The 15,789-nt window shown below is 44.0% G+C and carries 10 protein-coding genes; 6 read left to right on the forward strand and 4 right to left on the reverse strand.

Annotation, left to right across the window (positions count from 1 at the left end; all coding sequences use genetic code 11):
* Positions 1–47 precede the first annotated feature (47 nt).
* Positions 48–383, forward strand: coding sequence for a carboxymuconolactone decarboxylase family protein (locus BUC07_RS07645; protein WP_073168054.1), 336 nt, complete (start codon positions 48–50; stop codon positions 381–383).
* Positions 384–447: 64 nt separating this feature from the next.
* Here the strand turns inward: BUC07_RS07645 and BUC07_RS07650 are convergent, their stop codons facing one another.
* The 4 genes from BUC07_RS07650 to acs form a co-directional block, all read right to left on the reverse strand.
* Positions 448–1,191: an NAD-dependent protein deacylase gene (locus BUC07_RS07650; RefSeq protein WP_073168056.1), complete on the reverse strand. Its 744-nt coding sequence runs from the start codon at positions 1,189–1,191 to the stop codon at positions 448–450.
* 199 nt (positions 1,192–1,390) lie between these two features.
* A complete protein-coding gene (locus BUC07_RS07655) occupies positions 1,391–4,087 on the reverse strand; it encodes a bifunctional acetate--CoA ligase family protein/GNAT family N-acetyltransferase (protein ID WP_083578153.1) in 2,697 nt (898 codons plus the stop codon).
* Between the two features lie 302 nt (positions 4,088–4,389).
* Complete coding sequence (locus BUC07_RS07660) at positions 4,390–5,730, reverse strand: L-lactate MFS transporter (RefSeq protein ID WP_073168057.1); 1,341 nt, start codon at positions 5,728–5,730, stop codon at positions 4,390–4,392.
* A gap of 72 nt (positions 5,731–5,802) precedes the next feature.
* Complete coding sequence (acs, locus tag BUC07_RS07665; RefSeq protein WP_073168059.1) at positions 5,803–7,728, reverse strand: acetate--CoA ligase; 1,926 nt, start codon at positions 7,726–7,728, stop codon at positions 5,803–5,805.
* A 407-nt stretch (positions 7,729–8,135) separates the two neighbouring features.
* On the opposite strand from acs, the gene BUC07_RS07670 reads away from it, so the two are divergent.
* From BUC07_RS07670 to BUC07_RS07690, 5 genes are all read left to right on the forward strand, one after another.
* Complete coding sequence (locus BUC07_RS07670; RefSeq protein WP_073168062.1) at positions 8,136–9,353, forward strand: acetate/propionate family kinase; 1,218 nt, start codon at positions 8,136–8,138, stop codon at positions 9,351–9,353.
* Between the two features lie 140 nt (positions 9,354–9,493).
* The gene (locus BUC07_RS07675; RefSeq protein WP_073168064.1) at positions 9,494–10,396 is read left to right on the forward strand and encodes a phosphate acyltransferase; all 903 of its coding nucleotides are present in this window, start codon (positions 9,494–9,496) and stop codon (positions 10,394–10,396) included.
* 13 nt (positions 10,397–10,409) lie between these two features.
* Positions 10,410–11,483: a butyrate kinase gene (gene buk / locus BUC07_RS07680; protein ID WP_073168066.1), complete on the forward strand. Its 1,074-nt coding sequence runs from the start codon at positions 10,410–10,412 to the stop codon at positions 11,481–11,483.
* 102 nt (positions 11,484–11,585) lie between these two features.
* Positions 11,586–13,484, forward strand: coding sequence for a heparinase II/III domain-containing protein (locus BUC07_RS07685; RefSeq protein ID WP_073168068.1), 1,899 nt, complete (start codon positions 11,586–11,588; stop codon positions 13,482–13,484).
* 74 nt (positions 13,485–13,558) lie between these two features.
* Positions 13,559–15,781 (forward strand): polysaccharide lyase family 8 super-sandwich domain-containing protein, encoded by a 2,223-nt coding sequence (locus BUC07_RS07690; RefSeq protein ID WP_073168070.1) that lies wholly within the window; start codon positions 13,559–13,561, stop codon positions 15,779–15,781.
* The last annotated feature ends 8 nt before the right edge of the window (positions 15,782–15,789 follow it).

The following is a 15,789-nucleotide window of genomic DNA, read 5'->3' on the forward strand; positions in this document are numbered from 1 at the left end:
TATTTATTTTTAACCATTAGTTAGTTTAAATTAAAAATGAAAAAATTATGAGTACATATTCAGAACAAGCAAAAGCAGTTTATGATTTTATAGGAACGCTTTCGAAAGAGAATCCGAAAATAGCTGAAGGATTTGGAGCAATGCATCATGCAACAGCAGAGGATAAAGCTTTGACGGCCAAGCAAAAAGAGCTTATTGCACTTGGCATTGCTATTAGTATCCGCTGCGAAGGGTGTATTGCCTGCCACGTGAAAGCTGCTATTGAAACCGGCGCATCTCAGGAAGAGATTGTTGAAACCATAGGTGTTTCTGTGGTAATGGGCGGCGGACCTTCAATTGTTTATGGCGACAAAGCTTACAAAGCAATGAAAGAGATGTTGTAGAACAGAGGATAAATTGATTTTCAATTGAAACCGGTTGACTTGTTCAGCCGGTTTTTTTGTGCGGTTACAAATAGAGCAGCTCCCCGATTTTTTCCATTGCTTCGGTAGCCCGTGCCTGTATGAAAATATCGGTAATGGAGTGCGAAAAAGGGGATGGCTTGATGTTTATTTCGATAATTTTTGCCCCGTTTTTTTTGGCAATTTCCGGTATTCGTGCGGCGGGCAGCACTTCGGCATGGGTGCCAATAATGAGCAGCAGATCGGTTTTTTCGGCTTCTTCGAACGAACGTTTTTTGGCAAAAGCCGGAATTTCTTCGTTGAAAAAAACCATATCGGGTTTTAAAATGCCTTTGCAAATGTAGCAGGTGGGCGGCAGGAAATTCAAATCGGCAAAACTCATGTCGTATTCTGTATTGCACTCGGTGCAAACCAGCCGGCGATACGTTCCATGTAATTCATACACATATTTATTCCCGGCTTTTTGGTGCAGGTGATCGATGTTTTGCGTAATAATCGATTCCAGGAAACTGCGCTTTTCCATTTTTGCCAGCACTTCGTGGGCCATGTTGGGCTCAGCGTCGCCAAGCTTGTCGTAAAATATTTCTTTAATTTTTTTCCAGGCCTGGAGTGGTTTTTTATGAAAATATTCAATTTCAAGAAAAATAGGGTGTGTTGAATTCCATAACCCGCCGGTGCCCCTGAAAGGTGGGATTCCGCTTTCGACAGAAACTCCCGCCCCTGTAAAGGCGACCATGTATTTTGATTTTCGGATTAGTTTTACTGCCTTTTCTGCTTTTTCAATATCCATTAAAATTTTTCAAAAAACAGGAGGCTGCCTAAAAATGTTTACCATCAGCCGTTTTTATTACGTTGAGCGTAGCCTTCCAACGGAAGTATTTTGTAAAAAAACATCTGTCTTTAGCTGTACTATTTTTTTTACTACGCTGAGTATAACAGGCATAATGGCTTTTTAGGCACCCTCGAGTTGATTTATTTGTTTTTTGAACTTATTCCGATTCACCGTTTAACTCTTTTTTTACTGAAACGGTTGAATCTTCATTAAATCTAATTTTAAAATTCAATTTTCTGAAGACAGAAATCATTGGTTTGTTATCGCGGGTCGTTTCTGCAACAAGTTTTGTTACACCTCTGATTTTCGCAACTTTCATGCAATATTCAGTAATGATGTAACCCAATTCTTTTTTCTGCCACGCATCAGTAATTAATATGGCATATTCCATCACCTCCACATCGGGGTCGGCAATGAGGCGTCCCACACCTACAATGTGTTTTTTGCCTTCCTGTTCCACTTCAGCCACAATGGCAATTTCACGGTCGTAATCAATAAAACAGAACTGTGTGGCCACTTCATGCGAATCGAAGTAAAAGTCGTACCTGAATCTGTGGTAAATCGATTCTTTCGAACAACTGGCGAGCAGGTCAAGCCACATGGGTTCGTCTTCCGGCTTAATGGGTCTTAGCGTAACCGGCGAGCCGTCTTTTAATTCTTTGGTTGTAATCAGGCTTTCCGGATACGGACGTAAAATAAGGTGCGAGTATTCTTTCACCGGGGTCGCCAGTACCTCTTCATCAACCACAATGCGGGCATCAAGCGCAATAACATCATTCGGTGTAACTATTAGCGGATTAATATCGAGTTCTTTAATTTCAGGGTAATCGGCTGCCAGGTACGACATGCGGATTAGCACTTCTACCAGTTTGTCGATATTTTTTGCCGGTGCCCCGCGGTAACCTTCCAGTAACGGGTAAATTTTCAATGACTGAAGCATTTGCCTTGCAAGCTGTTCATTCAGCGGTGGAAATTCAAGTCGCTTGTCTTTGAACAATTCGGCCGAGGTGCCTCCCATTCCCACCAGCATGACGGTTCCGAATTCCGGGTCCTTTTTAATTCCGAGGATAATTTCTTCGGCATCTTTATTATCAACCATTCTTTGTATGGTAACTCCGTCAATTTTTGCATCAGGGCGTTTTTCAGCCGCAGTTTTTACCATATTCCTGAAAGTGGCCCTTACCATTTCTTCATCTTTAATATTCAGGGCAACACCGCCAACATCCGATTTATGTGTTATGTCAGGTGAGTAAATTTTCATTACTACCGGATAACCTTTCTTTTCTGATATTTTAACGGCTTCGTCATCTGTAGCAGCTGGCGTGGGATGAGTTGTATCGATGCCATAATCGTTAATCAGCATCTTTGAGTCGTCTTCGTTCAGGATTTTAGCTTTTGGGAAAACCTCTTTAAGGTATTTTTCGCGCAGCAGATTTCTGTCGTATTCGAACGATAACGGCACCTCTTTGGGGGTTTCATAAAGCATCTCCTGGTTTTCGGCATAATGCGAGAGTGTCATAAATGCCCGGATGGCCTGCTCGGGTGTTGGGTAACTTGATAGTCCGGCTTTGTTGAATACTTGTATTCCTTCGCGCATGCTGGCACCACCAAGCCAGCCAGTCATAATTGTTTTGGAGGTTTTCTTTGCCATTTCGGCAATAGCTTCAGCTGTTTCGGTGGGGGCAGTCATTGCCTGCGGGGTGAGCAAAACGAGCACGGCATCAACTTTTTCGTCTTCCAACACAATTTTGGTTGCTTCGGCAAAACGTTCGGGTGTTGCGTCTCCCAATACATCCACCGGGTTTCCGTGCGACCAGAAAGGTGGCAGGTATTCGTTAAGTTTTTGCATGGTTGATTCAGAAAGTTTTACCAGCTTTCCGCCCCACGAAATAAGGGAGTCGGTTGCCATAACACCGGGGCCACCAGCGTTTGTGACAATTGCCAGCCGGTTTCCTTTAGGAATGCGCCGGCGACCAACCAGGTCGGTAAAATCGAAAATGTTGCCAAAATCGTAAACTCTGGCCAGGCCTGCTCTGCGGAAAACAGCGTCGTAAATTGAATCTTCCGATGCCAGTGCACCGGTGTGGGATGCTGCCGCGGCTGCTGATTCGGGGAAACGGCCTGATTTATATACGATAATTGGTTTTTCGCGTGAGAATGCACGTGCTGCCGACATGAAAGTGCGGGCATGCGATAAGGATTCAACATAAAGCACAATGGATTTTGTGTTGGGATCCTGGCCAAAATAGTCGATTAAATCGCCAAAGTTTACATCCATGGAGTTTCCTATTGAAACGAAATAGGAGAACCCAATGTGCGATTCATAAGCCCAGTCGAGCACTGAAGTACAAAGTGCACCCGATTGAGAAATAAAGGCCACATGACCTTTTTCGGGCATTCCGTTGGCAAAACTCACATTCATGCTTAACCCCGGAACCAAAATTCCCAGGCAGTTGGGACCGATAATCCGCATGTCAGGAAACTTCGATTTTTCCTCTTTTACTTGTGCCTCGAGTTTTTTACCATCTTCGCCAGCCTCTTTAAAACCTGCCGACATGATGATGATACCATTAATTCCAGCCTCGCCGCATTGCCGAACCAGCGTGGGAACCAGTTTGGCTGCTGTCATAATTACTGCCAGGTCAGGAACCTTGGGCAAACTTTTTACATCGGGATAGCAGGGAATACCAAAAACGGCTTCGCGTTTTGGGTTTACAGGATAAACTACTCCGTTGTATCCTCCTCCAACTAAATTACGCAAGGTAATTCCACCTACGCTTTCAGGATTATTGGAAACTCCGATTAATGCAATCCGTTTTGGTTTGAAAATGCTGTCTAACTTCTTGATGGCCATTGGTATATGTTTTTTTATTTTGTTGAATATTTGTTATCTGCCTTTAAAGTTGGCAGAAATTTCTTATAAAAATCATGAAAAAAAATCATGATCCGAAATTTTTGTTCTTTGCGGTTTTAGAAATTAGCAGGGATTAAAAATACTAAAAATCAGTAAATTAAATGGTTATAAAGTTGGGCTATTTCTGGTTATATGTTTAAAAACAATTTTACAGTCACCTGTTTGACAACATTTTTTGTTTCCCGGTTATAAAAAACGCCCTTCAAAGAGGACGTTTTTGTATGGATAATCAGTGTCGATAATTATTTTGTTTTACGTTTTGGTGGTTTTGCAAGCAGAATGATAACTGCTCCTGCAATGCAGGCCACACCTGCAATTATAAAAGGGGTGAGCCATGCTGCCGGAGTGTCGGCCCCCTGGGCTGCGTCTTTAAATAACCCGGCAATTTGCGGCCCGGCAATACCTGCAATTCCGTATGCAAAAAACACAAACCCATAGTTTTTGCCTACCGTTTTATTTCCGAAAAAATCGGCAGTGGCAGCCGGGAAGAGTGCGAAATTTCCGCCAAAGTTAAAGCCGATAATGGCTGCGGCAATAATGAAAGTAGAAGTAGTTGAGCCCAGCCTGTACAACAACAGCATTACAATGCCCTGCAAAAGACACATCAGGAAAATGGATAATTTGCGTCCGATTTTATCAGATACAATTCCCCAGATGATTCGGCCCAGGCCATTAAGAATGGCATAAACGGCCATTGCTGTTCCGGCAACTGAACTTGCCCAGTTTATTGTTTTGCTGAATTCAGAACTTGAAGGGGTCAGCGAGCCGAGTTCTTTAAACGTTAATGCATCGATACCGAATAGTTTGATGCAATAGATAACCATTAACCCTGCAAGAGCAGAGAATACAAAAGTTGAAAACAGCATGTAAAACTGCGGGGTTTTGAGCATCTCGCCGGTATCAAAATTAACTTCGCCGGTTGCCTTGCTGGAATTGGCATCAGGAGGAGTGTAGCCTTTGGGCAGCCAACCTTCCGGGGGATCTTTCATAACCAGGCTGCCAATTAAAACCATGGCAGCAAAAATTATCCCGTACAAAATAAAAACGCTGCGTACTCCATCCAGGCCAAAAAGATGGAGGTTGTTCAGAAGGCCACCTCCCCAGGAGCCGGCCCATTTAACCCAAATGGTTGCGCCAAAACCAAAACCGGCAACGGCCAGTCCGGTCAGCATTCCTTTGCGGTCGGGAAACCATTTAACACCCACGGCGATTGGAACAACATAAGCCAGGCCAATTCCGGATCCGCCAATAACACCGATAAAAATTAGCTGATTTAAAAAGTTGCTCCCGAAGAAACCGGCCAGGATGTAGCCGAGACCAAGTGTGAAGCCACCTGCAATTGCAAGTTTTTGTGGTCCCAATGTGGCTAACTTTCTGCCTGCCCATATCATAACGAGGGCAAAGAAAAAGAGCCCTGCTGAAAAAATCCATGCGGCCTCACCTGCTGAAAAGTGGTAGATTCCTTCGGCTGAAGTAAGCTGGGGCGTAAATACCGACCAGGCGTAAATAGCTCCCAGCGCCAATTGTATTAAAATAGCCCCGGCAACTACCAGCCACCTGTTCATTACTTTTTGATAGTTCATAATTTGGTTTTTTTATTGGTTTAAAAGAAAAAAGCACCTTCTTGCTGAAGGTGCTTTTGAAAGAGTTGAATTTTATTCCCTTTTTATATTCACTTTGGCTCCGTTTATAATTTCTTCCACAACTCCCGGGTCGAGCAGGGTGGAAGTGTCGCCAAGATTAGTGGCGTCGCCTTCTCCGATTTTGCGGAGGATTCGCCGCATAATTTTTCCTGAACGGGTTTTGGGAAGGCCACTCACGATTTGAATTTTATCGGGCTTTGCAATCGGGCCGATAAATTTGGTTACAGTAGCCCTGATCTCATTTTCAATATTCTCCATTTCCTCGTCGGTGAGATCCTCGCAAATTACATAAGCATAAATTCCGGCACCTTTAATTTCGTGCGGATAACCAACAACTGCCGATTCTACTACTTTGGGATGCTGGTTAATGGCATCTTCCACTTCGGCTGTTCCAATGCGGTGACCGGATACATTGATTACATCGTCAATGCGGCCAATAATGCGGTAGTAGCCTTCTTCGTCGCGCTTGGCCCCGTCGCCGGTTAAATATAAACCGGGGAATGCCGAGAAGTAAGTTTGGTAGCATCTTTTGTGGTCGCCATAAGTTGTGCGCAGCATGCCGGGCCAGGGAAATTTGATGCAGAGAATTCCTTCAACTCCGTTTCCTTTCAGCTCATTTCCTTCGGGGTCAACAAGAATGGGTTGTACCCCTGGCAGCGGGAGCGTTGCAAACGAGGGTTTGGTAGGTGTGAGTCCGGCCAGCGGTGAAATCATAATCCCGCCGGTTTCTGTTTGCCACCAGGTATCTACAATCGGGCATTTTCCTTTGCCTACAAGGTCGTGGTACCAGCGCCAGGCTTCTTCGTTAATGGGTTCACCAACTGTTCCCAAAACTTTCAGGGAGCTCAGGTCGTGGCTGTTCACCCATTCGTCGCCCTGCGCAACCAGTGCGCGGATGGCAGTTGGTGCCGTGTAAAACTGGTTTATTTTGTATTTGTCAACCACATCCCAGAAACGGCCGGCATCGGGCCATGTAGGAACACCTTCGAACATAACCGTAGTTGCTCCGGCAAGCAGTGGTCCGTAAACAATGTAGGAGTGTCCGGTTACCCAACCAATATCGGCGGTGCACCAGTAAACATCTCCGTCGGTGTACTGGAACACATTTTTAAAGGTGTATTCGGTATAAACCATGTAACCTGCTGTAGTATGCACAACTCCCTTTGGTTTACCGGTTGACCCGGATGTGTATAAAATGAAAAGCAGATCTTCGGAATCCATCACCTCGGCAGTGTTGTCTGTACCTGCATTTTTAATTACATCATGCCACCAAACATCACGGCCTTCTATTAGATTGATGTTTTCGTTGGTGTGTTGTAAAATAATAGAATGTTTTACGGAAGGACTTTTTGCAAGAGCTTCATCAACAATTCCTTTCATTGGAATTGACTTGGTGCCGCGGAAACCGCCATCGGAGGTGATGAGCATTTTGGCTTCGGCGTCGTTAATTCTGTCGGCCAGTGCTGTGGCCGAAAATCCTGCAAAAACAATGGAGTGGATAGCACCGATGCGCGCGCAGGCAAGCATTGCAATGGCAAGTTCCGGAACCATGGGAAGGTAAATAGCAACCCTGTCGCCTTTTTTAATCCCCATTTTTTTTAACCCGTTGGCAAACTGTTTCACTTTGTCAAACAGTTCGCCGTAGGTCAGTTTAATTTCTTTTTCTTTCGGATCATTGGGCTCCCAGATTATTGCAACCTGGTCCTTACGGGTGTCCATGTTCCGTTCAAAAATATTTTCGGTAATGTTCAGTTTACCATTAACAAACCAATTTACATCCGGGGCACCTTCCCCTTTAAACTTCCAGTCGAGGACTTTATCCCACTTTTTTTGCCATTTGTAGTTTTCGGCAATGTCGCCCCAGAATTTCTCAGGGTTGGAAACGCTTTCCTCATACTTTTGAAAATATTCAGCAAGACTGGTTATTTTATTTACCATAGCTTAGAATTTAAATGATTAATGAATTATAAATGTCTATATTTTAATTATTCAATTGCTTGCAAACAGTATTATTTAACCAACACTCCGGTAGTTTGTTTTGTGTTTGTAAAATTGGTTACTATTTTTCCTGAATATTTTTGTTTCGAATGAAACTTCGAAGTTTAAGCAATTGAGGTTGTATGGTAAACAGATGTTATCCACGTTACAGATTTTTGATTTTGAATCAACCCACTTTTAAAAGGCTTTTAAATTAATAGAAAAAATGCTTTTTTAAAATGAATTTAATATATTGTATAACACCTTGTTGAAATTGTTAAAACCTTAGGATTTATTCGTGCATTTCAATCACTTTTTAGTAACTTAAGAGGCTGTACTGTGCTTACTTCAAATTTTAGGTTTATTCCATGAATGTTCTGGTAATTAACAGCGGTAGTTCTTCCATCAAGTTCAGGTTGTTTTGTATGCCTGAAGAAATCCTCGTTTTACAAGGAGTTGCTGAAAAAAACAGCGAAGGAAATACAACTTTTCGCATCAGTTCCCAAAAGGAAAAGACCGTAAAAAAGTGGAATGGATATTCCTGTAAAAAAATACTGGATGCTATTTTAAAAGAATTGGTAAGTCCGGCCAATGAATGTCTGTCATCGCTGAGCGAAGTAGATGTAGTTGGACACAGAATGATCCATGGAGGTGAAAATGGAACCGGGTGCGTGGAAATAACTGACTCCCTTGTTGCTGAAATGCAAAAATTAGTGTCGCTGGCTCCCTTGCATTATCCGACTAATCTTGAAGGAATAAATGCCACTCGTAAGCTTATACCGGATGTTTTTCATGCCGGGGTTTTCGATACTGCATTTCATCATACACTTCCTGAAAAGGCGTTTTTGTACGGCATTCCGTTCTCGTGGTACCAAAAACATAAAATCCGAAAGTTTGGTTTTCACGGCACTTCACATAAATATGCATCGCAGCGTGCCAGCCAAATTGCCGGTTTGGATTACCAATCGTCCAAAATTGTTTCGTGCCATTTGGGCAACGGGGCATCGGTAGCTGCCATAAAAAACGGAAAATCAATCGATACTTCCATGGGGCTTACCCCGGTGGAAGGGGTGTTGATGGGGACGCGTTGCGGCGATATCGATGCCGGAGTGCTGATATATCTTCAGCAAAATTTTAATTTGTCGAACAGAGAAGTTCAGCAAATTATAAACAAGGAGAGTGGCTTGCTGGGGATTTCTGGTGTTTCGGGCGATTATCGTGCAGTGGAAAAGGCAGCGCAAGAAGGCAATAAAGCTGCGCGAACGGCGCTGGCGGTGTATCATTACCGGATAAAAAAATACTTTGGAGCTTATGCTGCTGCAATGGGCGGGCTCGATCTTTTGGCTTTTACAGGTGGCATAGGGCAAAACAGTGCAAATGCCCGAAAAGAAATCTGCAGTGATTTGGAGTTTTTGGGTGTTCAGCTTTCCGAAAAACAAAACACGGAGCTGAATGGTACGGAAGCAATCATTCAGCAGGAAAAAGCCAACGTGAAAATCGTGATTATTCCGGCCAACGAAGAATTGATGATTGCCCGCGAAGTGGCCGATCTGGCAAAACGAAAGCAGAAGGACAGATTAAGTTAAAATTCTTTGTCGATTCAATAGTGTAGATTTCGTTTTGACATCCGAAAGTTTTTTAACTATGGTTAAAAACATAAATAAAACTGAGAAAAGTTACCAATTGGGAAAAAGTATTGTTCTAAATTCGGACAAAAATCCTAAATATGGAAAATCTAAACTTTGAAGATTTACTGGAACAGGTAAAAAAGCAACCCGAAAAAAGATTGGTTGTTGTAAACGGTGTGGATGTAAATACACTGGAAGCTTTGAATAAAGCGGTTGAAATGGGTTTGGTGAAAGCTATTTTAACCGGAGACAGGGAGAGAATTGAAGAAACTTGCAGCAATCTGGATATCGATATCAATAACTATGAGATAGTTCACACCCTCTCGGAACGCGAAGCTGCCGAGAAAGCAGTTGGCTTGATTCACGACGGGAAAGCTGATTTGATAATGAAAGGTTTGGTTTCTACCGATAAGTTTATGAAGGTGCTGCTGAAAAAGGAGTATGGACTGGTGCCCCCCCGGGGGATTTTAAGCCATGTGGCCCTGATGGAAAACCCGAACTACCACAAACTGCTGGTGTTTTCCGATGCCGGTGTGATTCCTTATCCCGATTTGCAGCAGAAAATTACCATGACCCGCTACCTGATTCAAACTGCACAATCACTGGGAATTGAAAAACCCAAAGTGGCGGTAATTGCCCCTACCGAACAAATTATTATTTCCATACAGTCGTGCATGGACGGAGCCACTATTGCAAAAATGTCGGAACACGGACAAATTGAAGGCGGCGAAGTGGACGGGCCAATGGCACTCGATGTGGCCATTAATCGGAATTCAGCATCGATAAAAGGATTTACCTCGTCTGTGGCCGGCGATGCCGATTGCCTGCTTTTCCCGAATATTGACGCAGCCAATGTATTTTACAAAACCAACTCGAAACTTTGCAAAGCCCAGATGGCAGGAATTATTGCAGGGGCAAAAGTGCCTGCTGTGGTTGTGTCCAGGGGAGATAGCGAAAGAATAAAATTTAATTCAATTGCCATGGCCTCGTTAATCAGTTAATCAGTTTTTACGAATGCACAGAATATTAGCCATAAATCCGGGATCAACTTCCACCAAGTTTGCTGTTTATTTCGATGATAAATGTGTGTTGAACAAAACCATCCGGCATTCGATGGATGAGTTGATGAGTTACAAAAATGTAGTCGAACAGTTCGATTTTAGAAAAGGATTTATTATCGATGCACTGGTAGAGGAAGGCATTGAGGTGGATTCCATCAAAACGGTTATTGGCCGCGGGGGACTTACCTATCCTCTCGAGTCGGGGGTTTATCGTGTGAACAACCAAATGATTAAACACGCCCACAAAGGAGTTCTTGGACAACATGCAAGTAATTTGGGGCCTATGTTGGCCGATTACATTGCCTTGCAAATTCCAAATGCGCAGGCCTTTATTGCCGATCCGGTGGTAACCGACGAACTGGATGATGTGGCCCGGGTTGCCGGGCATCCCAATTTCGAGCGGGTTTCCATTTTTCATGCACTGAACCAGAAAGCTACTGCGCGGGTTCATGCCCAAAAAGTGAACAAACAATATGAAACGCTGAATCTGATTGTGGCTCATTTGGGCGGAGGAATATCGGTTGGTGCCCACAAAAAAGGCAGGGTGGTGGATGTAAACAATGGTTTTGATGGCGAAGGCCCTTTCAGCCCAGAGCGAGCCGGGACACTTCCTGTTGGACAATTAATTGCAGCTTGTTACAGCGGCAAATATTCCGAGGACCAAATTCGCCGCATGGTTGTGGGCGAGGGAGGCTACGTGGGCTATCTTGGAACCAACAGTGCCCAGGAAGTGCAGGAGCTGGCGCAATCGGGCAACGAAAAGGCAAAATTTATCCAGGAAGCGTTGTTTTACCAGGTTTCAAAAATTATTGGTGAAATGGCGGTAGTGCTCGAAGGAAAAGTTGATGCCATACTCCTTACCGGCGGATTAGCTTACAACGAGGAACTCGAAAAATACATCCAAATAAAAACCGGATTTATTGCAACAGTTTATACCTACCCTGGCGAAGACGAACTGGAAGCGCTGGCCATGAATGCCCTGCGTGTGGCACGGGGAGAGGTGGAGGTGAAGGAGTACCAAAAGTAGCGTGTAATTCACTGGATTTTATTCTGTCAAATTCATATTTCTGCGGGGATTTTTCTCGATTATTTGTTAAAATTGTACACTTCAACCTAAATTGACTGTACTATGAGAAAAAATATCGTTTCGTTTTGGCCGATTTTTATCCTGATTTTCCTTGCATTTTCATTTCAATGTTCGCAGGCCTTTTCTCTATCCGAAAGCGGAGAAGAAGACATTCCAAAATTAAACAATCCGGTTACTGAACAGTACCTCAGGAAGAACCTGCGGAAATCGCAACCGCGTCTGGTTCTGAATTCTAAAATTGAAAGTCATCTAAAAAAAGAGTTGAGAACCAATCCGGTGGTTCAGAATATGTACAAAGCCATTCAGTTAAATGCTGCTGAAATTCTTGACAAACCACTGCTGGAGCGGGTGATGACCGGCCGCCGGTTACTTTCCGTTTCACGCGAAATGCTTTACCGGATGAATATGCTGGGTATGGTTTACCGGATGGAAAAGGAGGAAGAAATTTTGCAGCGTATAAACGATGAGGTGATTGCAGTGTGTAATTTTGCAGACTGGAACCCTTCCCATTTTCTGGACGTAGCTGAAATGTCGCTGGCCGTGGCACTGGCACTCGACTGGACAGCCGGAAATTTGCCTCAGTCAACCATCGAAATGGCCCAAAATGCGCTGATTGAAAAGGGAATTAAACCTTCCTGGCTCGAAAATGGCGACACTTTATGGTGGGTGAACGGTACCAACAACTGGAACCAGGTGTGTAACGGGGGCATGATCGCCGCTTCCATTGCAGTTGCTGAAAAAGCCCCGGAGCTGGCTGCCAAAACAATTCACCGGTCGCTTAACGGAATTCCTTTCGCACTGGCAGAATACATCCCCGATGGTTTGTATCCTGAAGGCTCTACGTACTGGGGATATGGAACCAGTTTTTCCGTTATCACTTCGGCTATGCTCCAAAGTGCTTTCGGTACCGATTTTGGCATTGCCGATTACCCGGCATTTAAAGAAAGTGCGACATTCAGGGTTTTAATGAATGCACCGTCGGGTTGGTATTACAACTTTGCCGATTGTGGCGACAAGCGCAGTGAAAAAGGAGATGTTGCGCTGGCTTGGTTTGCTGCTCAAACCGGGAATAAAAATTATTTTGAACGTGAACGGTTTTTGATTCAGCCAAACAAAATGGGAAAACTTCAGCGATTAGGTGGTGCGGCACTGGTGTGGATTTCGCAGTTTGAGAAAAGCACTAACGAGAAATTGCCCACTGCCTGGAAAGGCGAGGGCGACAACCCGGTGGTTGTTTTCAGAGGCGACGATGACAATCCACACCAATTTTATTTTGGCGGAAAAGGCGGCCGCGCTACAACAAGCCACGGGAACATGGATGCCGGGTCGTTTATTTTTGAATTGAACGGCGTTCGCTGGGTGATTGATCCGGGAAATCAATCGTATCACGAACTCGAGAAAACAGGCTTCAATTTGTGGGGAAGCTGCCAGGAGTGCGACCGCTGGAAACTGCTTACCAAAAATAATTTTGGGCACAGCACTATTTCAGTAAATAACGAATTGTTTGTGAACGACGGATTTGCCCCACTCATCAGTTTTAAAAAAGGACAACAACCGGAGGCTGTGTTTGACTTGTCAGCAGTTTACGGCGAAAATATGAAACGAGTTATCCGCAAATTTCAGAAAGAGAATTCCTCCTCGCTGATAATTGAAGATAATATTGAAACTTCGGATGAAACTGAAGTTATTGTCTGGCAGCTAATGACCACAGCCAATGTGCAAATCCAGCCGGGGGGCATTGAATTGTCAAAAAATGGAAAAACACTGCAGGTGGAAAACTTGTCGCACCCCGATTTTGATTTTTCAGTGGTTTCACTGGATCCACCTCCTTTTGAACTCGACCGGCAAATGGAAGGATTGAAACGAATTGAATTGCGTATTCCGGCATGGATAGTTAAAGGAAGAAAAGAAACCATAAAAGTGAGACTGGCTGGAAATTAATTTTTCGCATTCTTCCCGGAATACGTCGGGGGGTAAAACTCTGCGTGGTGGATTTTTGGATAAAGATTGATTATATGAGAAATTATTTAAAATTACTGACTGCTATTGTGCTTACTGCCCTTGCAACCAATTCAATTGGCGCTTCAACCGATTTTGAAATCATTAAAAAACGCGTGGTGGAAGCCCTTATTCAGCCCGGCGTGAATGACGCTGAAATTCAGCCATTGATTAACAATTTGCAGGAGGACGGCACCTGGCCTGGCATCGATTACGAAGATGTTTCGAATGAAGGTTTTCAGCACAGCCGGCATTATTCCAATATGGTTAACCTGGCGTGGGCATACCGGAAAGAATCTTCTGCTTTTTATAAAAGCCCGGAAGTATTAAAAGCGCTGGAAGCTGCATTGAAAAACTGGGTGGACAACGACTACATTTGCGAAAACTGGTGGTTTAACCAGATTGGTACACCCGACAACCTGGTTGATGTATTGCTGCTTGCCGGTAACGATCTTCCGGAAGAGTTGGTGGAAAAAACACAGCCAATTATTGGGCGGGCCAACATTGATGCACCGGGCGCACGACCTGGCGGCGATCGCATTAAAATTGCCGGTATTCAGGCCAAAAACATGCTTTTCCTCGGCGATCGTGAAACTTTTGAAAAAGTAGTCAGGGTAATTGAAAATGAAATAAAGTATGTGGAGTGGGTTGGCAAAAAATACGGTTATACCTACCGGCGCCATTCCGGAGGTTTTGGCAACCGATCGGCAGGCGGAAGGGGCATTCAGTACGGAAACAGTTTTCATCATCGTACCGATGGCGTAAATAACACCCTCTCTTACGGAATCGGATATGCCAATGCCTTTGTAGAGTGGGCGGTTTACACGGCAGGTACCCGTTTTGCGTTTGCTGAAGAAAAATTATCGCGGTTAGTGGATTATTACCTCGATGGTATTTGCAAAACTGCTGTTTTCGGGAAATATCCCGATCCGGGGGCTAAAAACCGGAGCGTGAGCCGCCGTGGAACTTTGCGGCCTTACAGTGCAAAAACTGCTGAGAATTTGCTCCTCACAACCAATTACCGTAAAAAAGAATTACAGGAAATTGCCGATATCCGAAATAATGGGATCGCTCCTACACTTTCGCATGCTACTTTTTTCTGGAACTCGGAACATTTTTCATTTCAGCGGCCCGGTTGGTTTGCTTCGGTGCGGATGTATTCAACCCGCAACCATAACATGGAAGTACCCTACAACAGCGAAGGATTACTCAATCATCACCGGGGCGACGGCGCTAACCACATTTCGCGCACCGGCGATGAATATTACGACATTTTTCCGGTATTCGACTATCAAAAAGTGTCGGGAACTACCATCATGCAAAAGCCTGAATTACCTGATCCCAGCCAGATTCAGAAAATTGGGCTGACCGATTTTGTGGGAGCAGTAACCGATGGTATTTACGGGGCGGTGGCTTTCGATTTTAAAAGTCCGCACGATCCGTTGATTGCCCGCAAATCCTGGTTTTTTTTCGATAAAATGTTTGTTTGCCTCGGAGCAGGAATTTCCTGTAAAAATGACAACTCCCCGGTTGTTACTACACTGAATCAGTGCCTGCTGAAGGGCGATGTAACCGTTTCTTCAGGAAATAATAGTTCGGTAATTCAACATGGCGAAAAAAAATTGAAAAGCGTGGATTGGATTTTTCATGATGGAATCGGTTACGTTTTTCCAAACCCGGCAACGGTGCAATTAAAAAACAGCGCCGAAACCGGTTCGTGGTGGAAGATCAGCAAACAAAGCAGTACACCAAAAGATGAAATCAGCCTCGACATTTTTAAACTTTGGGTACCCCACGGCAAAAGGCCATCGGATGAAACCTATGAGTATATTGTTGTGCCGGCGGCTACGGTCGAAAAAATGAAACAGAACAGCTCCCAAAATAATATCCGCATACTTTCAAATACCCCTGAAGTACAAGTTGTAATGAACACGAAGCTGGGAATCTGCCAGGCCGTTTTTTACCAGGCTGGCGAAATCCAGGTTTCTGAAAACCTGAAACTTATTTCTGATAATCCCGGTATTATAATGCTTAAAATGAAGGATGAGAAAGTGACCGAAATTTCAGTGGCCGATCCCAACCGCGAGCTGAGCAGATTTCATCTTTCTATTTCAGAAAAAATGGAAAAATATGGGGATAATTTTAGCGCTGTGTGGAATGAAAAGGATGGACTTACCCACGTGTCGGTTAAGTTACCTCAAGATAATTATGCCGGTGACAGCTTTACAATTGAATTATAAAATAAATA

Source organism: Tangfeifania diversioriginum, from assembly GCF_900141875.1.
In the GTDB taxonomy this organism is placed as follows: Bacteria; Bacteroidota; Bacteroidia; order Bacteroidales; family Prolixibacteraceae; genus Tangfeifania; species Tangfeifania diversioriginum.